The 24,193-nt window shown below is 35.8% G+C and carries 25 protein-coding genes and 1 tRNA gene; 8 read left to right on the top strand and 18 right to left on the bottom strand.

Translation table 11 applies throughout. From position 1 onward, the window contains the following. Positions 1-2: 2 nt before the first annotated feature. Positions 3-854: a Cof-type HAD-IIB family hydrolase gene (locus tag M2139_RS03465; protein ID WP_280737274.1), complete on the bottom strand. Its 852-nt coding sequence runs from the start codon at positions 852-854 to the stop codon at positions 3-5. A 221-nt stretch (positions 855-1,075) separates the two neighbouring features. On the opposite strand from M2139_RS03465, the gene M2139_RS03460 reads away from it, so the two are divergent. Then, positions 1,076-1,834 carry a MerR family transcriptional regulator gene (locus M2139_RS03460; protein WP_280737273.1) on the top strand — a complete coding sequence of 253 codons (759 nt, stop codon included), beginning with the start codon at positions 1,076-1,078 and terminating at the stop codon, positions 1,832-1,834. A 252-nt stretch (positions 1,835-2,086) separates the two neighbouring features. On the opposite strand, the gene groL is transcribed toward M2139_RS03460, so the two are convergent. Both groL and groES read right to left on the bottom strand, forming a co-directional pair. Then, positions 2,087-3,712 carry a chaperonin GroEL gene (groL, locus tag M2139_RS03455; protein ID WP_280737272.1) on the bottom strand — a complete coding sequence of 542 codons (1,626 nt, stop codon included), beginning with the start codon at positions 3,710-3,712 and terminating at the stop codon, positions 2,087-2,089. 48 nt (positions 3,713-3,760) lie between these two features. Further along, complete coding sequence (groES, locus tag M2139_RS03450) at positions 3,761-4,045, bottom strand: co-chaperone GroES (protein ID WP_280737271.1); 285 nt, start codon at positions 4,043-4,045, stop codon at positions 3,761-3,763. 221 nt (positions 4,046-4,266) lie between these two features. Here groES and M2139_RS03445 point away from each other — a divergent pair, with 221 nt between their 5' ends. Next, positions 4,267-4,764, top strand: a complete 498-nt coding sequence (locus tag M2139_RS03445; protein WP_280737270.1) for a cysteine hydrolase family protein — start codon at positions 4,267-4,269, stop codon at positions 4,762-4,764. Between the two features lie 62 nt (positions 4,765-4,826). On the opposite strand, the gene M2139_RS03440 is transcribed toward M2139_RS03445, so the two are convergent. From M2139_RS03440 to M2139_RS03410, 7 genes are all read right to left on the bottom strand, one after another. Further along, a complete protein-coding gene (locus M2139_RS03440) occupies positions 4,827-5,633 on the bottom strand; it encodes an MBL fold metallo-hydrolase (protein ID WP_280737269.1) in 807 nt (268 codons plus the stop codon). Between the two features lie 94 nt (positions 5,634-5,727). Next, entirely contained in the window at positions 5,728-5,916 is a 189-nt protein-coding gene (locus M2139_RS03435; RefSeq protein WP_280737268.1) for a hypothetical protein, read from the bottom strand. 25 nt (positions 5,917-5,941) lie between these two features. After that, positions 5,942-6,787 (bottom strand): two-component system regulatory protein YycI, encoded by an 846-nt coding sequence (locus M2139_RS03430; protein ID WP_280737267.1) that lies wholly within the window; start codon positions 6,785-6,787, stop codon positions 5,942-5,944. Continuing rightward, a complete protein-coding gene (locus tag M2139_RS03425) occupies positions 6,788-8,092 on the bottom strand; it encodes a hypothetical protein (RefSeq protein ID WP_280737266.1) in 1,305 nt (434 codons plus the stop codon). Continuing rightward, positions 8,089-9,909, bottom strand: coding sequence for a cell wall metabolism sensor histidine kinase WalK (gene walK, locus M2139_RS03420; protein ID WP_280737265.1), 1,821 nt, complete (start codon positions 9,907-9,909; stop codon positions 8,089-8,091). The genes M2139_RS03425 and walK overlap by 4 nt, the downstream gene beginning before the upstream one ends. Before the next feature lie 6 nt (positions 9,910-9,915). Beyond that, complete coding sequence (yycF, locus tag M2139_RS03415; RefSeq protein ID WP_280737264.1) at positions 9,916-10,617, bottom strand: response regulator YycF; 702 nt, start codon at positions 10,615-10,617, stop codon at positions 9,916-9,918. A 260-nt stretch (positions 10,618-10,877) separates the two neighbouring features. Continuing rightward, positions 10,878-10,950, bottom strand: a tRNA-Lys gene (locus tag M2139_RS03410). Positions 10,951-11,207: 257 nt separating this feature from the next. Between M2139_RS03410 and M2139_RS03405 the strand changes: the two genes are divergently transcribed. Next, on the top strand, positions 11,208-11,768 hold the full coding sequence (locus M2139_RS03405) for a DUF1836 domain-containing protein (RefSeq protein ID WP_280737263.1): 561 nt from the start codon (positions 11,208-11,210) through the stop codon (positions 11,766-11,768). Then, the gene (locus M2139_RS03400; protein WP_280737262.1) at positions 11,761-12,618 is read left to right on the top strand and encodes a DegV family protein; all 858 of its coding nucleotides are present in this window, start codon (positions 11,761-11,763) and stop codon (positions 12,616-12,618) included. The genes M2139_RS03405 and M2139_RS03400 overlap by 8 nt, the downstream gene beginning before the upstream one ends. A gap of 47 nt (positions 12,619-12,665) precedes the next feature. Here M2139_RS03400 and M2139_RS03395 read toward each other — a convergent pair whose 3' ends face one another. The 5 genes from M2139_RS03395 to M2139_RS03375 form a co-directional block, all read right to left on the bottom strand. Beyond that, entirely contained in the window at positions 12,666-13,628 is a 963-nt protein-coding gene (locus M2139_RS03395) for a serine hydrolase (protein WP_280737261.1), read from the bottom strand. Between the two features lie 127 nt (positions 13,629-13,755). Beyond that, positions 13,756-14,643 (bottom strand): hypothetical protein, encoded by an 888-nt coding sequence (locus tag M2139_RS03390; RefSeq protein WP_280737260.1) that lies wholly within the window; start codon positions 14,641-14,643, stop codon positions 13,756-13,758. Positions 14,644-14,941: 298 nt separating this feature from the next. After that, positions 14,942-15,070, bottom strand: coding sequence for a FeoB-associated Cys-rich membrane protein (locus M2139_RS03385; protein ID WP_280737259.1), 129 nt, complete (start codon positions 15,068-15,070; stop codon positions 14,942-14,944). Then, positions 15,058-17,232 (bottom strand): ferrous iron transport protein B, encoded by a 2,175-nt coding sequence (feoB, locus tag M2139_RS03380; protein WP_280737258.1) that lies wholly within the window; start codon positions 17,230-17,232, stop codon positions 15,058-15,060. The genes M2139_RS03385 and feoB overlap by 13 nt, the downstream gene beginning before the upstream one ends. Position 17,233: 1 nt before the next feature. Next, positions 17,234-17,704 (bottom strand): ferrous iron transport protein A, encoded by a 471-nt coding sequence (locus tag M2139_RS03375; protein WP_280737257.1) that lies wholly within the window; start codon positions 17,702-17,704, stop codon positions 17,234-17,236. 323 nt (positions 17,705-18,027) lie between these two features. On the opposite strand from M2139_RS03375, the gene nrdH reads away from it, so the two are divergent. The 4 genes from nrdH to nrdF are packed head-to-tail and all read left to right on the top strand — an operon-like array spanning position 18,028 to position 21,758. Beyond that, positions 18,028-18,255: a glutaredoxin-like protein NrdH gene (gene nrdH, locus M2139_RS03370; protein WP_280737256.1), complete on the top strand. Its 228-nt coding sequence runs from the start codon at positions 18,028-18,030 to the stop codon at positions 18,253-18,255. Then, on the top strand, positions 18,255-18,614 hold the full coding sequence (gene nrdI / locus M2139_RS03365; RefSeq protein ID WP_280737255.1) for a class Ib ribonucleoside-diphosphate reductase assembly flavoprotein NrdI: 360 nt from the start codon (positions 18,255-18,257) through the stop codon (positions 18,612-18,614). Before nrdH ends, nrdI begins: the two co-directional genes overlap by 1 nt. Continuing rightward, on the top strand, positions 18,604-20,763 hold the full coding sequence (gene nrdE / locus M2139_RS03360; protein ID WP_280737254.1) for a class 1b ribonucleoside-diphosphate reductase subunit alpha: 2,160 nt from the start codon (positions 18,604-18,606) through the stop codon (positions 20,761-20,763). Before nrdI ends, nrdE begins: the two co-directional genes overlap by 11 nt. Positions 20,764-20,795: 32 nt before the next feature. Next, positions 20,796-21,758, top strand: a complete 963-nt coding sequence (gene nrdF / locus M2139_RS03355) for a class 1b ribonucleoside-diphosphate reductase subunit beta (protein WP_280737253.1) — start codon at positions 20,796-20,798, stop codon at positions 21,756-21,758. Positions 21,759-21,799: 41 nt separating this feature from the next. Here the strand turns inward: nrdF and M2139_RS03350 are convergent, their stop codons facing one another. From M2139_RS03350 to M2139_RS03340, 3 genes are all read right to left on the bottom strand, one after another. After that, on the bottom strand, positions 21,800-22,480 hold the full coding sequence (locus M2139_RS03350; RefSeq protein ID WP_280737252.1) for an HAD family hydrolase: 681 nt from the start codon (positions 22,478-22,480) through the stop codon (positions 21,800-21,802). A gap of 86 nt (positions 22,481-22,566) precedes the next feature. Beyond that, positions 22,567-23,325 carry a tyrosine-protein phosphatase gene (locus tag M2139_RS03345; RefSeq protein ID WP_280737251.1) on the bottom strand — a complete coding sequence of 253 codons (759 nt, stop codon included), beginning with the start codon at positions 23,323-23,325 and terminating at the stop codon, positions 22,567-22,569. Positions 23,326-23,479: 154 nt separating this feature from the next. Beyond that, complete coding sequence (locus M2139_RS03340; RefSeq protein WP_280737250.1) at positions 23,480-24,181, bottom strand: glucosamine-6-phosphate deaminase; 702 nt, start codon at positions 24,179-24,181, stop codon at positions 23,480-23,482. Positions 24,182-24,193: the final 12 nt, after the last annotated feature.

Here is a 24,193-nt window from a genome sequence, read left to right as displayed (position 1 = left end):
TTTTACATTAATATATATTGGTAAATAAATTGACCAACGCCGCCATCCAAACAAGAGTCTACTATTAAATCAGCCTGCGCTTTCACTTCATCACTGGCATTAGCAACAGCCACAGCGACATCCACCACTTCTAACATCGGCAAATCATTGCCGCCATCACCAATACCATAAGTCTTTTCCACATCAAAAGATTTCAAATACTCCACAATGGCTGTTCCTTTTGTACTTTTAGGATTAACAATCTCCAAAGTTTTATAAAAAGAATTAAAAACATAAGTTTCTTCAGAACTTAAGGCTGCGATTAAACGGGGATGTTCTGCATCATCTGGCAACATCAACTCAATTTTTACAATATGTCTTTCAGGATGTTCCGCCAAAAAGTTTAAAGGTTCTTCATGGTGAAGACAATTATTTTCAAAATAATCCTCTTTGAAATCCATTAAACGCTCCCCTTGTTCTCCCATTGGCAGCAAACTTTCCCTTAATGCTTGCATATGTTGCTGATAATATTTCATCGGTTTCACTATGACTTCTTGATCCGTGTGGAAAAAGTAAAAAATATTCTCTTCCTCTAAAATTTCAACAATTTTACGACAAGTTGCTAAATCAAGGCAATTAGTATACTGCGGCGCTTTGCCCATTTCTTTTAACCCAGCACCATTACCAAAAATCACATCACAATCAATGCCTAGTTCAGTTTGCATATTTTGCACAAGATCATAACCTCTACCCGTTACAAAAACAAAATGATGGCCGGCTGCTTGCATTTCTTTCACGGCTTTAATATTTATTTCGGGAACAGTTTCACCTAAATCCTGAAAAGTCCCATCTACATCTGAAAATACAACTTTCATTTACTTCTCACTTTCTATTTTTCAAGCTTTTTTTCTTTTAGTATAACATAGCCATTGGGCAAATAAAAAAGGTTGTCTTTTTCACGAACAAAAGCTAAGCTAACAACTATAATCACTAATTTTTTCTTTTTAAATTTTTTTCAAATAAAGCCTTGACCTTCACGTTGCGTCAGCCTTTATGATAAGTTTATCACCAAGAAATTCAGCAGGAGGAGCTAAAAATGGAGTACACTATCAAAAAAGTCGCCGAGTTATCTGGCGTAAGTTCGCGAACACTTCGTTATTATGATGAGTTAGGGCTACTAAAACCCGCTCGTCTCAATTCTGCCGGCTATCGTATTTATGGTGAAAATGAAATCGACCGTTTGCAACAAATTTTATTTTATCGGCATTTAGGCTTTAAGCTAGAGACCATCAAAGAGATTCTTAATCAAGCTGACTTTGATTACCAACAAGCCCTTATGCAACACTATCAAGACTTATTAGCCCGCAAAGTCCAAATTGATAGCTTGTTAACCACGGTGGAAAAAACTTTACGTCATTACAAAGGAGAAATCAAGATGAAAGATTCAGAAAAATTCACTGCTTTCAAAGCAGAAAAACTAGCTAACAACGAAAATCTCTATGGCCAAGAAATTCGCGAAAAATACGGTGAAGAACCCGTAACAGCCGCTAATCAGCGTTGGGGAAACCTGACGGAAGCGGATTATCAAGCCATGCAGACTACCGAGAAAGAACTTTTTCAACAGTTAACGCAACTCACTCAAGCTAAAGATTTAACAGCGCCAGAAGCACAAGCTGTCTATCAGCTGCATAAACAGTGGTTAAGTTACTCAATGCCTAATTATTCAACTGAAATCCACAAAGGTTTGGTGGATATGTATCTTGCCGATGAACGTTTTGCTGAATATTATAATCAGAAAGTCAACAGCGAAGCTACTCAGTGGTTGCGTGATGCAGTTTATCATTACAGCAAATAAATTCTTTACTAAACTGCCCCTTTCGGATAAAAAATATAGAAAAAAGGAACCCGTTAATTTCAGGGTTCCTTTATTTTTCAAGCTATCATGACTTTTTGGTTGGGTGAAAAACAAGTTTCTCCGCTTTTCTTGATGTCTAGCTGCGAAACTTTGCCCCTCTCAATAAAGTGAAGAAGAAATTCGCGGTACAAAACACCGCTATAATTTATTCTTGCACTTTACTCGAGTGCAGAACAAGTTTCTCCACTTTTCTTACATCATGCCGCCCATCATTGATGGATCCATTGCTGGTACAGCTGGGGCATCAGCTGCTGGTTTGTCAGCAACGACTGCTTCAGTTGTTAATAATAAAGCTGCAACAGAAGCTGCATTTTGTAAAGCTGAACGAGTAACTTTAGTTGGGTCAACAATTCCTGCTTCAACCATGTTTACCCATTCACCATTGGCAGCATTGAAACCAACGCCTAATTCAACATTTTTCAATTTGTCAACGATTACTGAACCTTCGTAACCAGCATTTTCAGCAATTTGACGAATTGGTTCTTCTAAAGCACGAATAACAATTTTAAGACCTGTTGCAACATCGCCAGTTTCTTCGATAGCAGCTACTTTACCAATTACATTAACTAAAGCAGTTCCCCCACCAGAAACCATACCTTCTTCAACAGCTGCGCGAGTTGCGTTTAAAGCATCTTCAATACGTAATTTTAATTCTTTTAATTCTGTTTCAGTGGCAGCACCGACTTTAACTACTGCAACCCCGCCAGCTAATTTAGCTAAACGTTCTTGTAATTTTTCACGATCAAAATCAGAAGTTGTTTCACCGATTTGGTTTTTGATTAATTGAACGCGTGCTTCAATGGCATCTTTAGCACCAGCGCCTTCAACGATTGTTGTGTTATCTTTATCAACAACTACTTTGCTGGCATTTCCTAAGTTTTCAATGGTTGCATCTTTCAATTCTAAACCTAAATCTTCAGTGATTACTGTACCACCAGTTAAAACAGCGATATCTTCAAGCATAGCTTTACGACGATCACCAAAACCAGGTGCTTTAACAGCAACTACATTGAAAGTTCCGCGAATTTTGTTTAAAACTAATGTTGGTAAAGCTTCCCCATCAACATCGTCAGCAATAATTAATAAAGGACGAGATTGTTGTAAAATTTGTTCTAACAATGGCAAGATATCTTGAATGTTAGAGATTTTTTTGTCAGTAATTAAAACGTATGGATTTTCTAACACAGCTTCCATTTTATCGTTATCAGTTACCATATATTGTGAAAGGTAACCACGGTCAAATTGCATACCTTCAACAACATCTAATTCTGTTTCAATCCCTTTAGATTCTTCAATTGTGATGACGCCGTCGTTGCCAACTTTTTCCATTGCATCAGCAATTAATTGACCAACTTCTTCGCTACCAGAAGAAACAGCAGCAACTTGGGCAATTGCTTCTTTTGAATCAACCACAGTTGAAATGTTATGCAATTCTTCCACCGCAACTTTAGTAGCTAATTCAATCCCACGACGAATGCCTAAAGGATTAGCGCCAGCTGTAACGTTTTTCAAACCTTCGCGAACAATTGCTTGTGTTAAAACGGTCGCAGTTGTTGTACCGTCACCAGCAATATCATTTGTTTTAGAAGCAACTTCTGAAACTAATTTTGCTCCCATATTTTCAAAATGATCTTCTAATTCGATTTCTTTTGCGATAGTTACCCCATCATTAGTAATTAATGGAGAACCATAAGATTTTTCTAAAACAACATTACGACCTTTAGGGCCTAAAGTTACTTTTACTGTATTTGCTAAAACATCTACCCCACGCAACATTGCTGCACGAGCATCTTCAGCAAATTTAATTTCTTTTGCCATGAATATCCACCTCATAAATTAGTTTATTTTTTGTTAATGAAAATTTGTTTATTCAACAATTGCAATAATGTCTTTACCAGCAACGATTAAGTACTCATTGCCTTCATATTTAACATCAGTTCCAGCGTATTTTTCAAACATTACTGTATCGCCTGCTTTAACCGGTGTCGGAATTTTTTCTCCGTTTTCCAACAGACGGCCTTCACCAACTGAGATAACTGTTCCTGTTTGTGGTTTTTCTTTAGCTGCTGACGCAAGTACGATACCACCTACATTTTTTTCCTCTTCTTGTGCGACTTCAATAACGACGCGATCGCCTAATGGTTTTAACACAATAAATCCCTCCGATAAACTAGTATTTTTAGATAGTTAGCACTCTAACAACGAGAGTGCTAACTCACAATTCTTATAATACTCATTTCTGTTAAACTTTGCAAGTCTTTAATCCTATTTTCTAAAAAAACATTGTATTTTCTTAAGATTTTTTTGCTATAATCAACATTGTTAACAAGAACTCATTTATAAATACTAAATTTAGCAAAGGTCGGTGCCCAATGAAAGCTTTATTAGTTATTGATTTACAACAAGGAGTTTGCCAGCAAGGCGAACAACAGCTTTATCAATTAGCAACCTTACTAGAGCGAGTCAATCAACGAATCGTCAACTATCGTGAAAATAATTTACCTATTATTTTTATCCAACATGAAGACGAAGACTTAATAAAAAGCAGCGTTCCTTGGCAGCTGCATCCTGATTTATTAGCTATGCCAACCGATTTTTACGTCAGCAAAACTCACGCCAACAGTTTTTTCAAAACAGATTTGCAAGCGACCTTAACTAAATTAGCCGTTACTGATTTAGAAATTTGGGGCGCCCAAACGCAATTTTGTATGGATGCTACAATTAAATTTGCTCACGGCTTAGGTTACAATTTAATCAGCAGCCATCAAGCCAGTTCAACTATTGACAATCAATTTTTATCAGCGGAAGAAACCATTCAGTTTTATGAAAACATTTGGCAAGGACGCTTTGTGGAATTTTTTAAACAGTAAACTAAAAAATCGTATGGCTTGCAACTTTTTAACGGTTGCTACCATACGATTTTTGTATTCATTTAAATTGCAAATAAATCAGATGCTTCATCAGGATCGGTATCGTAAACGCGAAAATCATAGTTTACGCCCAAGCCTTTTTCCGTTAGTACATTTTCCATCGTTAAATGCGCCAACTCTTTAATATTATTTTCACGGCTTAAATGACCTAAGTAAATTCGTTTGGTGCGATCACCTAAAACATCCGTCATGACTAAAGCTCCATCATCATTGGATAAATGACCTTTATCTCCTAAAATTCGTTGCTTCAAGCTCCAAGGATAACCACCCATTCGCAACATTTCCAAATCGTGATTGCTTTCAACTAAATAAGCATCAGCATTTTTCACAACGCCTCGCAAATGGTCGCTACAATAGCCGGTATCCGTTAAGACAACAAAAGATTTACCATCTTTATAGAAACGATAAAATTGTGGTGCCGCTGCATCATGTGAAACGCCAAAACTCTCCACATCCATATCGCCAAAAGTCATGACTTTACCCATTTCAAAAATGTATTTTTGCTCATCAGCAACATTACCAATCATGCCGTCCATCGCTTGCCACGTTTTTTCATTCGCATAAACCGCTAAATTATATTTACGAGCTAAAACTCCTACGCCATGAATATGATCCTTGTGTTCATGGGTAACTAAAATACCATCTAAATCTTCTGGTTTACGATCCACGCTTGCTAAAAGTGAGGTAATCTTTTTTCCGCTTAAACCTGCATCTACTAAAAATTTCTTTTTTTCTGTTTCAATATATAAAGCATTGCCTGAACTCCCACTGGCTAAAATACTCACTTGAAAAGCATGTTCTGCTGCCATGAACAACTAACTTCCTTCCGTTCTTGTCTTACATTTTTTTACTATCCACCGTTATCTTAGCAATCTTTCAAAGATTATTCAATCAAGGCGTGAATTATTTATCTTTTCTCGATTCTTCCTGAGCATTTTTCATAGATTTCCAAAATGCTGCAAGTATTATTAAAACACCAACGATACATAAACAAGTTGCCGGTAAACTTGAAACACCTAGTGGACTAGCAATAAATATTAATTGAAGTCCTATTAGCAATACAACTAAACCCACTACAGCATATTTAAACATATTGGTTCCTCTTTTCAACTAATTTTTATTCACTAGCTACTTTTAAAACCGTGTTAGTAGTAATCACCGTATTGTTTAGGGCATTGACGCTTTCAATTTGTTGGCTATCCTCTGTTTTAAGAGCTACAAACCAAACTGGCACATAAATATCTTTTTCATAAACATCCATAATTCGTGAATAAGCCAGTTGCGTCCAGAGAATTTCAGAGCCTTTTGGTAGGCGACTATTTTTGTATAGCGTTTGAATCGCTTCTCTTTCAGAATATAATTCCATTTTTTCTCGTAACTCTTGAATGTTAATAATATAAGTTTGGCTATAACTTTCAATTTGATACATTTCATCATTGTCTTTTGCTAATTTCAGCACCAACTTTGAAAATTCATCGTTAAAGGGAATTCCTTCAAAGGTTTGCCCCGCCACCACTTCTAAATCTTCATCAGTAATAATTGATAGATTTTCTAAATATTGATATTCATCACTAAATAAAATAAATTGATCTTTAGCAAAAAAACTTTGTAAGCTATTGCTTAATTGATCTGCTTGTAACAGTTGTTTACTGTCAAGAATTTCAGTTAAAGTATAATCGCGATTGGTTGTTTTATTACCTGTTACTGTTTTACTTTGTTCTTTCAAATATTGATTAAAATCAAGTTGCTCCCCACTTAAATAATACCCAGAAAGACGTTCCTGAGAGAAATCATCGTTAAAAGTGATTTGATCTTTTTTCAACAACGTTTCAATTGACTCTGTTTTATTGGAACTAGTCACATTGTGAGTTTCTTTCACGCCATCTTGATAAAGGACAAATAAGAAAATGTTTAACAAGCAAAAGGCAACGACAAAAACCCATTCAATTCGTTTAAAATTCAATTAATCCGCCTCCTTTACTTGCGATTGCTGGATTAATTTTTCCGCTTGATACCAAGTACCACTGTAGCAAACGTACCATTCTGGCGTTAAATTGACCACCCGAGTATTGCCTTCAATACTTTCCCAGGTGTAGCCAATAATAATTGAAGAAATTTCAGATTCTTCAACACCAGCTGCTAACAACTCATCTTTAATAGTAGCTGTTGGTTGCAACTCCGCCACTTCATCAGAAGGAATCGGTACTTGAATCGTGTTGGTGCTTCCTTGAATATGAATTGCTTTGCTATCTTCAGAAACCGTGCTATCCGCTGTTACGCTTAACAAGCCTTGTGAAAATTCACTAAACACCGGATATCCTTCTACTAAGAAACGATAATTAACCGTATTTTTATCACGATCAAAATAGCGTAAATTCCCAAAATTAGTGCCTAATTTTTTTACATAATCAAAACTTTGCGTGTATACATTATCTAGTCCAGTTTCCAATGGTAACTGTCCTCTAAAATCAACCAATTGCTCAATATTACCAGCGTTAACCGTTAAGCGCTCTTCACCGCTAGAATAAACCGAATTGGTTTCGTTATTGACATTTTCCACATCTTGAAAGAAAGCATTACTAAACAATGTAAAAGATTGGGTAGATAAGATATAGCTATATTTTTTTAAAGAAATACTTTCATCAATATTATAACGCCCTAAGTTATAAGTATTATCCCGTGTTACATCAAGTAAGTTAGGCATTTTTTCTGCCATAATTTGTTGATACTTATCCGCTTTTCCAGAAAAAGCTAATTGATAAACCGTGTGTTCTTTTACATTCATAAAATTTACTTGTTGATTCGTAAAATCAATTTGAACTTTAGAAAACAGATAATTTTCTGCTTCATCAGAATCTTTAATATCAAAATGATAAATTTTTAAATACTCAGCTAATGAAAACGGACTTTCATATAGCAACTCAATGCCTTCTGAAATTTGTAGATACTCCGCAAAATCTTTTTCATTTTGATAAACAACCACCGCTAATACCCCAACCGTATCTTTAGCTAATTGCTCTTGAACCTGACTAATTAAATTTTCACTTTGGGTACCTTTAATCGTATCCTCTTGCAGCCAAGCAAGTTGTAAAGGCAAAAAGGTATCCGTCATCTTGCGATAATTTTGATTTTCCGTCACTAATTGCTTAGTATCTGTGGAAAAACGTTTAGTATGAGCTGGGCTCAACCATATATTATAAGAAAAATATAAACTTAAACCAATTAAAGAGACTAACAGGAGCCTCACAAATCGTTCAGAAATTTTCATTCCCACCAGTCCTCCTCATAAGGTTCATAAGGTAAGGCAATATAAAAAGTCGAGCCTTTGCCTTCTTGACTCTCTGCCCAAATCGAGCCTTCGTGGGCTTTCACAACTTCTTTTGAAATTGCTAATCCTAAACCAGTACCACCTTGCGCACGAGCCCGTGCTTTATCCACCCGATAAAAACGGTCAAAAACCCGCCCTAAATCTTTGCGGGGAATCCCTAAACCTTGATCACTAATACTAAAAATAATATTATTGTGGGTTTCAATTAAACGACAAGTAATCGCACCGCCATCTGGTGAATATTTAATGGCGTTATTCATAATATTATCAATTACCTGAGTCATTTTATCTGGATCGGCTTCTACCCATAAATCTCGTTGGGTAAACTCACGACGAATCACATATTTCTTCTCTTGATTATTAACCATCATATCAAAGCGATCCAAAATAAAGTTAACAAATTCATTAAAATTGACTAGTTCTTTTTGAACAGTTGTCTTACCATTATCCATCTTAGTTAGGCTTAACAGATCATTAATCATGCGAATCATACGATCGGTTTCCTCTAATGTAACATTTAAAAAGTTGGGGGCTAATTCTTCATCTTGCCAAGCCCCTTCGCTTAAAGCTTCAATATAGCTGCGCATACTTGTTAAAGGTGTCCGTAATTCATGAGAAACGTTAGAAACAAATTCTCGTCGCTCTTGCTCTGTCCGCTCTTGTTCTGTTACATCATGAAGCACCGCAACAATCCCGCTAATAAAACCAGAATCTCGTCGCAACATTGAAAAGTTAACTTTAATAATCAATTGATCGCTTTCCCGATGAGAATTAGAACGGTCTAAAATTAAATCTTCCGTTTCTTCTAATAAACGTCGGAAAGTATACTCTTTTTCAATATCTAATAAAGTTAAAATCGACATCCCAATAGTTTCTTCACTAGTCACGCCTAATAAAGATAAGGCCATATCATTAATTGTAATTACTTTACCACGACGATCGGTAGCAATTACCCCGTCAGTCATATGGGTTAACACGCTATCCAGTCGATTCCGCTCTGATTCCATTGAATCTTGTGCTTCTTCAATCCGCTCAGACAACTGATTAAAGGATTCTCCTAATTGACTTAATTCATCTTTACCATAAATCTTTGCTCGACCAGTGTAATCGCCATTAGCGATTCTGACTGCTAACAAGCGCATTTCTTCAATTGGCTGCGTAATGGAACGCGAAACTAAAAAAGTAATGATTACTGAGATTAAAGCCGCAATTAAAGAAGCGCTAAAAAAGATGACGGCAATCCGATTAATTTCGGTATATTTCCGTTCCAAATTACTACGGACGTATAACGCACCAATCACAGCATCCCCACTCGGATCTTGAATGGGGCGTACTGTGATATGAACGCGTTTACCTTCCTCATCAACTGCATCTTCACTTTTTAAAGTAAAGGCATTTAAATCGCTATAATCATTTTTAGTACCAACTAAATTACTATTGCGAGTATCTTTCGCGGCTAAAATTACATTATTTTCGTCAACTACCCGAATTTCTAAAACATCAGAAGTAAAATTATTTTCAACAATCTGTTGAACTTCATCTGCACTTTCTTTAGTATCATTTAGCTCAGAACGAATCGTCGCTGCCATTGAAGTTGTGCGTTGATCCATAGAACTGTAAAAAGAATCAATCGTTGAGTTCTCCAACCCCCGGATAAAATAAGCACCAATAATTTCAATAGAAATCAGTAAAATTAAGATAAACGCGACCGCAATCTTAAAGTTAACCGACTGAAAAAATCGGACTTTTTTCTCCATAAATGCTTACTCCTGTTCCGGATTTCTTAAATAGTAACCAACGCCACGGCGAGTCACTAAATAGTTAGGATGACTTGGGTTGTCTTCAATTTTTTCACGTAATCTCCGAACGGTAACATCGACTGTTCGGACATCACCAAAATAGTCGTAACCCCACACCGTTTGTAGTAAATGTTCTCGGGTCATTACTTGACCAAGGTGTTTACCTAAATAATGTAATAATTCAAATTCACGATGCGTTAACTCAATAGAGTCGCCCCGTTTAGTAACCATATAAGCATCAGGATGAATTGTTAAATCACCAATTGCTATTTCTCCTTGGTTGCGGTCATTGCTTTCTTTCGTAGTCGCACCACGACGTAAATTTGCTTTAACCCGCGCTACTAATTCACGATTAGAAAATGGTTTGGTTACATAATCATCTGCACCTAACTCTAAACCTAAAACTTTATCAATTTCAGAATCTTTAGCAGTCACCATAATAATTGGCATATCGTGAGTTTTACGAACTTCCCGTGCAACTTCTAAACCATCAATTTTAGGTAACATTAAATCCAACAGAATTAAATCAGGAACTACTTCTTCAACCATCGCTAAAGCTTCTTCCCCGTCATAAGCTGTATGAACTTCATAACCTTCTTTAGTTAAGTTAAATTTGACAATATCCGAAATCGGCTTTTCATCATCGACAACTAAAATCTTTTTCATCTCTATTCACCTCATAATATTGTTCCAGCGGAAAATGTTGCTTTCTCTTTTTGAAAAAATCAGCAAACATTGGCAGCTAAATACTTTCTTTCATTTTTATTGTTAAAAACATTATACCTTATTTTTGCGACGCTTTCACCTTTTGCTTTTTCAAACAAAATTCGCTGAAATAAAGATTAAAAAAAGAGAACGCGAGAAACATCTTCGAAACGTTGTAAACAACGCCGATGTTTCTCCGTCCTCGTGGGTTTGGCACCCAATGCCCCCTACAGGGCTCGAACCTGTGACCCATAGATTAAGAGTCTACTGCTCTACCAACTGAGCTAAGGAGGCAAAAATAACCACGTGAATATCTTATCACTGTCATTTTTAAAAAGCAACTGAAAAAAGGCTTTTTACTTGGAAAAGCTTATAAATTTATTAAATCACACACGTAGTTTTAAAAACTATGTTGACTAGTTTCGCAAACCCCACTATAATGTTATTGAAATCGTTAACCGTTTTCTAAAAAGCCGACTGTCTTTTTAACATAGTAATTACTTTGTTAAGTTTTACTACAAAATTTACAGGTCAAGGAGGATCAGTTTCACATGAAAGAAGAGCTACAAAAATGGGGAAATGAAATCGAAAACTTTCATCTACCTCGTTGGGAGGATTTGCCTGATATCGAATTATATATGGATCAAGTGTTAACTTTAGTTGAAAAGTATTTAGAAAAAGGCATGATTACCTCTGAAGACAATCATTCATGTTTAACTAAAGCGATGGTTAATAACTATGTAAAAACGCAAATGATTCCACCACCTGTAAAAAAACGTTACAATCGTACTCATTTAGCTTTCTTAATTGCGATTACTTTATTAAAACAAGTCTTAACAATTGCTGAGATAAGAGAAGGCATTTTATTTCAAGGGAAAGTTGATGGGATTCGTAACGCCTACAATTTGTTTTGTAAGGAACAAGAAAATGCGCTCCATTTAGTAGCGACTTACGCTAAAGGAGAAAAAGTGGATATTTTCAATGAAACAAGTTCACCTCATTACTTAGCAGTCAAATCCGCAACGATTTCTTTTGCAAGTAAGTTATTGACACAAAAAATGATCTGTTTAGAAATTGATTACATGAAAGAAGAAGGTAAAAAAGATGAATAAACATAAGATTGCGATTTTAGTCGATTCTGGAACCGATGTCCCTGAAGAAATTATGGCCCAAGAAGAGTTTTTTATGATTCCTTTAAAGATTATTTATAAAGACGCCGAGTATATTGATAAAGTTACCATTACTGCCGAAGAAATTTATCAACGTTTTGCCGAAGAAATTCCAAGCACTTCACTACCATCTGGCGAATTCATCAATAATATTTTTGATGAAATTAAAGCAAAAGGTTATGAAAAAGTTATTGCTATCACCATTTCAAGTGGCTTAAGTGGAACTTATAACGCTGTTCGTTTGTTAGGGGAACACTATGAAGGCTTAACGGTTCATACGATTGATACTAAAAATATTGGGATTGGTGCTGGGTTGTTAGGTGTTTACGCTTCAGATCTCTTAAAAGCTGAATTACCATTTGAAACTTTCATTGAAAAATTAGAAGTACAATCCTTAAAAGATAAAGTTTTCTTTAGTGTAGCAACTTTAGAGTATCTACAAAAAGGTGGCCGTATCGGCTTAGTGACTTCAATTGTGGGAACAGCTTTAAAATTGGTACCGATTATTTCTTGTAATGAAGACGGTGTTTATCATACGGTTGCAAAATCGCGTGGTCGTAAAAAAAGTTTTGATCGTACCATTGAACTCATTCGCGAATTCATCGGTCCACATCAACGCTTCAATTTAGCGGTAGCTCACGGTAATGCCTTGGAAGAAGCTGAAATGATGAAAAAACGTTTGTTAGAAACTTTTCCAAATGTCGAAAAAATGTTTTTCGGTCAAATTTCACCAGCTTTAGTGGTTCATACAGGTCCTGGGCTTTTAGGCTTTGGTATTCAGTTGTTAGATTAAAACTTAACTAAAAAAACGGAAAACTCACAATGAGTTTTCCGTTTTTATTATTTTTTCGGATATTGTTCTTCTTGAAATTGCCAAACTTTATCAGAAACCTTAGTAATGATGCTTTTGGCATCTTCCACATTGTTAGTATAAACCGTCAAAATGTAAGGCTTTTTTCCATAAAAAATACCAATATCATGGACATTTGCTTCATAAGTCCCAATTTTATGGGCGACTTTGGTAGTTGTTGCGGCTGTTTCTAAGCGTTCTTTATAAACCGTATTTTTCATGTTATCAATTAGTTGTTGATAATCTTTTCGCTCAGCACTACCTTCATAAAGAATTTCTAAAATATCCACAGCATCATTGGCAGAAATTTTATTCTCGCCTTTTTTAACAATTTTACCTAAATAAGTAGCGTAAATTTCTTGAACGCCTTTAGGCTGACCACCTAGCTGACGATAAAGCATATTTTTAGCCACATTATCAGAAACAGTAATCGTTAATTCGGCCAAATCAGCCAATTTATACTGTGGTTGCAAATCATTAATTAAGGTTCCCGTACCTTCTTCATAATCGGCCTTTTCATAGGCAATTTCTTGCTGCCAAGAAAGTTCACCGGCAGCTACTTTATCACTGATTAACATTACTAAAGGAACTTTGGTGGTACTAGCGCCGTGAAATTGCTTATCACCATTAATCGCAACTTTTTGCCCCGTCGCTAAATCCATATAAACAAGCGCAAAATCACCAGAGATGCCTTTCGTAACCTCTTTCAGCTGTTTGCTTAAGTTTACATAGTACTGAGATAAGTCTGCCGTAATCGGTTCATAGTTATAGTCATTTTCTTCCTCAGTCACTTCTTCAATCACAACATCAAAAGTAATTGGTGAGTAGTCCAGAATGATATCTTGTGTTTCGGCATTTACTTGATTATTCAAGCCATAAAAATACCAAATCAATGTGAAAACTCCAACCACCAATAAAAGATTGGATACAAATTGATCACTCAGTTTTTTCAAGTCCACACCTCTTTAATTGCCTGCCAGCGTTGCAACTTATAATTTGTAAAAAACACAAAAGTCTGTTAGTTAACAAACTTTTGTGTTCAATTTTTCAATATTCAATAAAAAGATTAAGCGTAATGGTTTATTTTTCAGATTTATCCAAACGAGATAATTTATTTAAACGTTCTTCTAATTCATGATAAATACCCATCACTTCATTTTTAGACTCTTCAACTTCATTAGAAATTGTTTTCGCACGATTGCCAATGTTTAACATTTCTAATTCAGCAGAGTTAATAATGTGTTTCGCTTCAACTTTAGCTTCACTAACAATTCGTGTTGCTTCTTTCTTAGCTGAAACCATTACCTCACCAATTTCTTGTTGAGATTTAATCGCTTCTTCTTGCAAGGCTTGATTTTTGAATAATAAATCATTAACTTGTTGTTTCGCTTGTAATAGCTCAGTTAATTGGGCATCATTTGAAGCATTACCACTCGTTGCTGAACGTAATGTCCGCAATTCTTGATTAGCTGCTTCACATTCGTTATCTTTTTCTTGATAAGATGTTTGTAAAGCTTTAACTTCTGCTTCAAGTACATCTTTTTGAACAAGATATTTATCATTAACAGCTCTTAAACGGCCAACTTGAATTTCTAAATCAGATTTCTCTTTTAACGCATTTTGTAACTCTTTGCGTAATTCTTCTAAATGTTCACCTTCAACGGCATTGTTTGAAGCAGAGCTAGCTTGTTTTAATTGCTTATTTTCATTTTCAAGTTGCGTATTTTTTTGTAACAACTCTTGTTGCGCGGCTTGAGCTTGAGCTAATTCTTGTTTCAACAGTTCAATGTCATTGTTAGTTGCTTCAACAGCTGTATTTTCTGCCAAGTTAGTATCCTCTTTCTCTAAGTTTAGGTTGTCAAACGCTTCAGTAAAATCCACTTCATCATCTAAATCTTCTTCAGAAACTTGATTAATACGTTCTAATAAACGTTTTTTCAATAAATTTTCCTGTCTTTGCTCTGGCATATTGTGTTCACGTCCCCTTTAGTTCATTTTTACCTGCCATTTTATACAATCTTGTGATTAATTATCTTAGATAAATAGGTAAATATTTTTATTTACATCCAGCACAATTGAAATTATTGTGCATACCTCTAGTCATACATACTACATTCTAGCATTCTAGCCCGTTATTGGCAACTTTTTTTGTAAAATCAACAACTACTCTGACTTAATCATTAAAGGTTTGACAATAAAATACCTATATTTTATCAAAAAGAGTAGCTCTGCGGTAAAACCACCCGAACTACTCTCCGATTATATCTTATTTTTCTTCTGGTTTAACTGCACAATCACAATGGCAATCGTTACAGCCACCATTGCCTCGCAAGCGGGAAATGACAACATAGCCAGCAAAACCAAAAATTGCCACCGCTAAAATTATGGTTGCCATCCGTTTGCACCCTTTCCAATTAAATCATTTGCATCCAATGAAATCGTTCCATCGTTTTGTGGTTTACCTTTTTTGAATAGGAAGTAAACCATAGTCAGTAAGACAGCGCCTGCTACGACTGTCATGGCATTGAAACTACCACCTTCAAAAATGATATGTCCAAATTGATAAATGACTAAACTAGCTGCATAAGCTAAGCCACATTGATAAGCAATCGCAATCCAAGTCCACTTAACTTGAACCATTTCGCGATGAATTGCGCCAATTGCCGCAAAACACGGCGCACATAACAAGTTGAATACTAGGAAGGAATAGGCCGCAACCGGCGTAATAACCGCTTGTAAATCACCCCAAACTTCAACTCCGTTTTCAGAAACTTCTTCAACATTATGGAATAAAATCCCAAAAGTATTCAAGACATTTTCTTTAGCAACCAAACCAGTAATTGTCGCCACGGTGCTTTGCCAGTTGCCCCAACCTAATGGTGCAAAAATCGGTGCAACTACCCGGCCTAAATTAGCTAAAATACTTTCATCGCCATCAACAGCTTTAAAACTAAAGCTATAGCTTGATAAGAACCAAATAATTATACTTGAAACGAAAATGATTGTACCAGCTTTTTTAATAAAAGCCATACCACGATCAAAAGTTTGCCATAAAACATTTTTAAGTTGTGGTAAATGATACGGCGGTAATTCCATGATAAACGGTGCTGGATCGCCAGCGAATAATTTCGTTTTCTTCAACGCAATCCCTGATAAAACAATTGCGGCCATTCCGATAAAGTAAGCGGAAGGTGCTACCCAACTGCTATGTGGGAAGAAAGCCCCAGCAATCAAAGCCACAATCGGTAATTTTGCTGAACATGGCATAAAGGTGGTTAAAATAATCGTCATACGGCGATCTTTTTCATTTTCAATCGTCCGCGTTGCCATTACACCGGGAACGCCACAACCAGTTGCTACTAACATCGGAATGAAAGATTTACCTGACATCCCAAATTTTCTGAAAATCCGGTCCATCACAAATGCAATCCGTGACATATAACCACAATCCTCTAAAATTGCTAAACAGAAAAAGAGCACTAATAATTGCGGTACAAAGCCTAACACCGCCCCTACCCCAGCAATAATTCCGCTAAGAACTAAATCTTGCATCCAGCCGGCTACATTAGCACTGACCATCCACGATTCCGCTGCTTCAGGAACGATTTCGCCAAAGAGAACTTCATTCACCCAATCTGTCCCCATAACGCCAATCGTCTGAATTGAAATGTAGTAAACCAACCACATAACAAAAGCAAAAATCGGTAAAGCTAACCAGCGATTCGTTACAATACTATCGACTTTATCGCTAATTGAAGCTTTAAAATCATCGGTATCCGTAGTGGCTAACTGAACAGCGCCTTCTACAAAGGCATAGCGTTCATTAATTAAAATCGCTTCACTATCTTCTTCAAAAACTTTTTCAGTAATTTTAATAACTTCTTCAATTTCAGTTTTTTGAATGCTGCTTAAATTAATTTCTTCGTGTACGCGCACATCTCGCTCAAATAATTTAATAGCGAACCAACGACTTTGTTGTTCAGGAACTGTTTGCCCTAAAATATCGCTGATTTCACTTAAAGCCGACTCCAAACGCTTATCATAAGTTGGATAATTCATTTCGACTTTCGTTTTTAAATGAGTTGCTGTTTGTAAAGCTTCTTCCACCCCTTGTTTTTTTAAGGCACTCATCCCTACAACGGGGGTATCTAAAGCATACGCTAATTTTTCTAAATTGATTTGTAAGCCACTTTTGGCAACCACATCCATCATGTTTAAGCCGATGACTACGGGCACGCCAGTTTCTAATAATTGCGTTGTTAAATATAAGTTCCGGGTTAAATTTGTGGCATCTACCACATTTAAAATCGCGGTGGCTTTTTTAGAAAGTAAATAATCTCTAGCAATCACTTCTTCTGGCGAATAAGGTGACATAGAATAAATCCCTGGTAAATCTTGAATTTTAATTTCTTTATTACTTTTAGCAGAACCTTCTTTACGTTCCACCGTTACCCCTGGCCAATTACCAACATATTGATTGGCGCCTGTTAATAAGTTAAAGACACTGGTTTTCCCGCTATTGGGGTTACCTGCTAAAGCAATTTCAAATGCTGCCATCTTAACTCAGCTCCTTTCGAACTAAAACTTGAGCTGCCTCATTTTTTCGTAAACTTAATTCATAGCCACGTACTTTAATTTCAATCGGGTCCGCTAGCGGTGCAACTTTTTGCACTAATAATTCAGTGCCCTTGGTTAACCCCATATCCATTAAACGACGTTTGATGGCACCCGTTCCATAAATCCTTAATACTTTGGCTTTTTCACCCACAGCCAACATATCCAAAGATAACCAAGTTTCAGATGATTCAACCGTTTCATCTACTAAAATTCCCGTTAACACTTTTTGACTTAGGGCTAAGCGAGCACTTTGAGAAAGTATAATACCAGATTCACCGGCTAAAGAAATAAGTGCAATTTTGCTCCCTTTAATAATACCTAAGCCATTTAAATGACGTTTAGTATCTTCATCCAATTGAATTTCTTGGACTTGATAGGTCTTTTTTAACTCCGCCTCAACTAATGATTTCATTTGACACCAACTTTCTATTAATCAACCATGCGATAATGATAATCGTTATCATAAGATTACTATCAGCAGGCCAAAAAGTCAATATGATTTCCTTTATTATCAGCTTTATCCCCTTGCTATTATTATTGTTTTCAGTTTATAAACATTATTTATTATTTCAGTTATAAAAATCATTGGAAAAGCTTAGCAAATCAGCCCATCAACACTAAATGTAGACACTACCGAAAAATATACCACAATATCTAGTGCTTATTTCTTGACCTTTAGAAATGAAATCCTTATACTAAATATTTGTAAATGATAAAACTCCGGAGGTAACTGAAATGAAAGTAAAAATTTTCTCTAAAAATAATTGTATGCAATGCAATATGACTAAGCGCTTTTTGGAACAACAACAAGTGGCTTTTGAAGAAATAAATATTGATAACCAACCAGAATTTCTACCTTGGTTAAAAGAACAAGGTTTTCAAAGTGTTCCCGTTACCATTGCAGAAGAAAAAACGATTGTCGGTTTTCGTCCGGACCAATTGAAGCAATTGGTGATTGGCTAATGAAAATTGTTTATTTCTCACTTACAGGACAAACAAGGCGTTTTGTTAATAAATTGGCTTTATCTAATGCCGAAATCACTGCTGATTTGCAAATAAACGAGCCTTTTATTTTGATTGTACCTACTTATTCTAGTGAATTAGTTGCGCCTGTTAGTGAATTTTTAAACCGCAATCATCACCAAAGTTTATGTCTAGGTATCGCCGGAAACGGCAATCGCAATTTCGCAGACGCCTTTATTCATACCGCCAAAAGACTAGCTAAAGAATATCAATTGCCACTACTTTTTGCTTTTGAGTTTAGTGGCACCAACGAAGATGTCGCAAATTTTACGAAAGTGGTGAATCAACTTGAGCCTTAAAGATTTAAAAAATGTAACTTATTTTCAATTAAATAATGAAATCAACCGGCCGGTAAACGGCCAAATTCCTTTACAAAAAGACCAAGCAGCTTTAACTGCTTTTTTTAATGAAAATGTCCTACCAAATACAAAGCAATTCGCAACCATTGCAGAGAAATTAACTTATTTAACCGATAATGGTTATCTTGAAACTGCCTTTATTCAAAAATATCAACCCGAATTTATTGAAAAGTTATTTCAATTTCTAAAAGAACAAAATTTTCGTTTTAAATCTTTTATGGCAGCTTATAAATTTTACTCCCAATATGCCTTAAAAACTTTTGACGGCAACCACTATTTAGAAAGTTATGAAGACCGGGTGGCTTTCAACGCTTTATATTTTGCCGATGGCGATGAAGAACTGGCGTTAAGCTTAGCTGATGAAATGATTCATCAACGCTATCAGCCAGCCACCCCTTCTTTTTTAAACGCTGGCCGAAAACAGCGGGGCGAATTGGTTTCTTGCTTTTTATTACAAGTCACTGACGATATGAATAGTATCGGTCGCTCCATCAATTCAGCGCTACAGCTGTCAAGAATTGGCGGCGGTGTCGGTATCACCTTATCTAACTTGCGAGAAGCTGGCGCACCTATTAAAGGCTATGAAGATGCTGCTAGTGGTGTTGTGCCAGTTATGAAATTATTTGAAGATAGTTTTAGTTATTCAAATCAATTAGGTCAACGACAAGGGGCGGGCGTTGTTTATTTAAACGTCTTTCATCCTGATATTGAAGCTTTTTTATCTACGAAAAAAGAAAATGCTGATGAAAAAATTCGCGTTAAAACCCTTTCTCTCGGTTTGATTGTGCCTGATAAGTTTTACGAATTAACTCGTAAAAATCAAGAAATGTATTTATTTAGCCCTTATAGCGTTGAAAAAGAATACGGCGTGCCTTTTTCTTATGTTGATATTACCGCCGAATACGACAGTTTAGTCGCCAATCCTAATATCCGCAAGCAAAAAATCAAAGCTCGTGATTTAGAAAATGAAATTGCTAAATTACAACAAGAATCTGGTTATCCTTACATTTTAAATATTGATACCGCTAATCGCGAAAATCCGATTGACGGTAAAATCATTATGAGTAATCTTTGTTCGGAAATTTTGCAAGTTCAAACTCCATCAGTCATTAACGACCGCCAAGAATATGAAGTCTTAGGCACTGATATCAGCTGTAATTTAGCATCAACTAACATTGATAACTTAATGGCTAGTCCTAATTTTGGTAAGTCTGTTCAAGCTATGACTCGCGCCTTAACTTTTGTCACGGATACTTCACAAATTGCCGCAGTTCCTTCAATTGAACATGGCAATCAACAAAGTCATACCATTGGTTTAGGGGCAATGGGCTTACATACTTTTTTTGCTAAAAATCAAATGGATTACGGTTCTGAAGAAGCCCTTGATTTTACTAATATTTATTTTATGCTCTTAAATTATTGGACGTTAGTAGCTAGCAACAAAATCGCTGTAGAACGTCAAACAGTCTTTCATAATTTTGAAAAATCAACTTATGCCAGTGGTGAATATTTCAACAAATATTTAACAGGGGAATTTCAACCGCAAACAGCCAAAGTTCAAGCTCTGTTTGCTGATATTTTTATCCCAACAGTAGCTGACTGGCAAGCTTTAAAAGAAACCGTTAGCCAAAGTGGTTTATATCATCAAAATCGCTTAGCAGTAGCGCCAAATGGCTCAATTTCGTATGTCAATGATACTAGCGCCAGCTTGCAACCCATTACTCGCTTAATTGAAGAACGACAAGAAAAGAAAATTGGCAAAATTTATTATCCAGCTGCTGGTTTATCAAATGAAACATTGCCTTATTACACTTCAGCTTACGATATGGATATGCGTAAAGTGATTGATACTTATGCTGTTGCACAACAACACGTAGATCAAGGGATGAGTTTAACCTTATTCTTACGCTCTGAAATTCCTGAGGGTTTGTATGAGTGGAAAAATACCACCAAACAAACTACTCGTGATTTAAATATTTTACGTCACTACGCCTTTAATAAAGGTATTAAATCAATTTATTATGTGCGAACTTTTACAGAAGACGCTGAAGAAATCGGTAGCAATCAATGTGAAAGCTGTGTAATTTAAAACTTTTCCAACAAAATAAAAAGGAGACAGTTATGACAACACCTTATTATCAAGCCATTAATTGGAATGAAATTGAAGATATTATTGATAAATCCACTTGGGAGAAATTAACTGAGCAATTTTGGTTGGATACCCGGATTCCTTTATCTAACGATTTAGATGATTGGCGCAGTTTATCAGCCGTCGAAAAAACAACCGTTAGCCATGTTTTTGGTGGTTTGACTCTCTTAGATACCATCCAGTCAGAAAGCGGTATGGATCAATTAAAAAAAGATATTCGGACGCCACATGAAGAAGCAGTTTTAAACAATATTCAATTTATGGAATCCGTTCATGCCAAAAGCTATTCGTCAATCTTCAGCACCTTAAATACAAAAAAAGAAATTGATGATATTTTTGAATGGACAAATACTAATCCTTACTTGCAAAAAAAAGCAGAAATAATTAATGAAATTTATAAAAATGGCTCACCATTAGAGAAAAAAATCGCCAGTGTCTTTTTAGAAACTTTTCTTTTCTATTCTGGTTTTTATACCCCCCTTTATTATTTAGGAAATAATAAACTGGCTAATGTAGCTGAAATTATCAAATTAATCATTCGCGATGAATCAGTTCACGGAACTTATATTGGTTATAAATTTCAATTGGCTTTCAATGAATTAACGGAAGCGGAACAACAAACCTTAAAAGATTGGCTTTATAATTTACTCTATGAATTATATGAAAATGAAGAACTTTATGCCGAAGAACTCTATGATGAATTAGGTTGGACGGAGGAAGTGAAAATTTTCCTACGTTATAACGCTAATAAAGCCTTGATGAATTTAGGGATGGAGCCCCTTTTTCCAGATACAGCCAATGATGTCAATCCAATTGTAATGAATGGCTTATCAACAGGTACAAGTAATCATGACTTTTTTTCTCAAGTAGGTAACGGCTATCTACTAGGGGCGGTTGAAGCTATGAATGATGATGATTATTTAATCGGTATGTAAAAAAGAGAGAGGAACAAAATTGTTCCCCTCTCTTTTGCTGTTTAAACTTCTGCAACCCACTTTTGTAACTGTGGTAAATCAATTTCTGCAAAACTATTAATCACCTGATTAGCACAGCTTAAATCTTGCAAAGGATAATCAGGATTAGCAAAGCCAACTACATACATCTCTGCTCTTTTACCTGCTAAGCTACCATTTTTCGTATCTTCAAAAACTAAACAATCCCTTGCTGCTACCCCTAAATCAGCGGCAGCTTTCAAAAAAATATCTGGTTCTGGCTTAGAGTGAGAGACTTCTTCCCCACTGACAATCACATCAAAGCAATCTTTTATTTCTAAGGCTTGCAACATCGCTAAAATTTCTTTTTTAGGAGAAGAGGACGCAACCGCTAACGGGATACCCGTCGCAGCTAAACGCTGCACCAATGCTTGCGCGTGCTTAATTGCTTTTACCCCATCTCTTTCAATCATCAATTGCCGTTGCTTGTTCATTTCAGCAATATACTCAGCCACCGTTAAAGGTAAACCCAACTCATCCTTCATCACTTGCCACATGAACTCATGAGTCGTCCCCATAAATTGATACTGATAGCTAATATCTTTAGTGAAACCAGCATCTTTCAACATAGCGGTTTTCGATTCTAAATAAGTATATTCAGAATCAACTAAAACCCCATCCATATCAAAAATAATTGCTGCTAAATGTTGCTTTTTTTCAGTCATATCGTCTACCTCACTTAGTTTTTTTATGCAAAAAACAAGCATTTGTCATTTATAAAAGATTACAAGTGCTTGTTTATTCTATTCATTTATTTCAAATACAATGCTTTTAAATCTTTTAAATCAGAAGCTGCTAAGTGTAAAACTTCTTTTGAATAGTTAGTGATATCACCAAATGTTTTTTCTAACAGTTGATAAGCATGTTCTAAATACTCTGTCTTAACTTCCATTGCTACTCGCATGGTTTCCACTTGTCGCTCATTAGCTCCTTGAGCGATTAGCTCGTCAAACATCAGCTGATTAGGCACTTGACGTTGCGCATTAGTTGCCAAATAATCTTGATAAATAGTCGTTTTCGGCACATCTAATAACTCTAAAGTTAAAGCAGCCGCAATCCCCGTACGGTCTTTTCCAGCAAAACAGTGAAATAAAACAGAACCATTTTCAGTTTTTAATAACTCTTCAAAGTATTGACGATAACCTTCTTGCGCTCCTTTATCTAAAATCAAGTTATCATAAATTGAAAACATATGTTGGTCAATGCCTTCAACGTCGCCAACTTCCATAAAGCTGCTCATACTAGCAGTATTTTCAACATCTTTCATAATATCAATCCACGCATAATTGATTTCTGGCAACTGATCATCTGGGCGTTTTTCCCGCTCATCAGCCCCACGTAAATCAATTACTTTAATTAATTGATGTTCGTTTAATAAATCCCGACTTGCTTGATTCAAGTTGTACAATTCCCCTGAACGTAACAAACGATTTTCTTGAATTTTTTTGCCTTCACGATTTTCTAGCCCACCAAGTTGGCGAAAGTTAGCTAAATCTGTTAATTTCCCCATTAAAATAGTCCTCCCTAATTCATAACCTTCAACTAGTCGTTTTTTCGGTCTCTTTTCCTTAACTATATCATAAAATCGCTTAAAAAATGAAGCTTTCTTTAATAAAAAAGTGAGATAAGTCAATTATTAACTTATCTCACTTTTTTATTTTTAATTATAATTTAGCAGCAGCTGCATCATCAAGAATTACAACTACGTCATTGTGTTTTTGCAAAGCACTAGCAGGTAAATCTTCTGAAAGAGGACCATTAATCATCCCCGCAATCGCATCAGCTTTGGCTTCACCAAATGCCATTAAAACGATTTTTTTACTTGTCATAATAGAGGCAATCCCCATAGAAATTGCTTTTGTTGGCACATCTTCAACTTTTTCAAAGTAACGTTTGTTAGCATTGATTGTTGATTCAGTTAATTCTACTACTTGTGTTTCAGAATCAAAAGAGGTGCCAGGTTCGTTAAAACCAATATGACCATTTTGACCAATTCCTAAAATTTGTAAATCAATTGGATGTTCAGCAATTACTTGATTGTAACGTTGACATTCTCCTTGTAAATCAGTAGCTTTGCCGTTAGGTACAAAAGTTTCTTTAAATGGTTTTTGATTGAATAATTGTTGATTCATAAAAGTTCGGTAGCTTTGTTCATCTTCAATTCCTAAACCAACATACTCATCTAAATTGATTGATGTCATATCAGAATAATCAGTATCACTAGCCACCATACTTGCATATAAACCTTCTGGTGTACTACCTGTTGCTAAACCTAAAACTTTAGCGCCATTAGTCATTGCTGTTTGGATAAGTTCGTAAGCCTTTTGGCCACCTTCAAGTGCATCTTTCACGCGAATAATTTCCATGATAAATCTCCC

Source organism: Enterococcus sp. PF1-24 (assembly GCF_029893325.1).
GTDB lineage: Bacteria > Bacillota > Bacilli > Lactobacillales > Enterococcaceae > HY326.
This window is presented reverse-complemented; position numbering and strand designations above follow the sequence as displayed.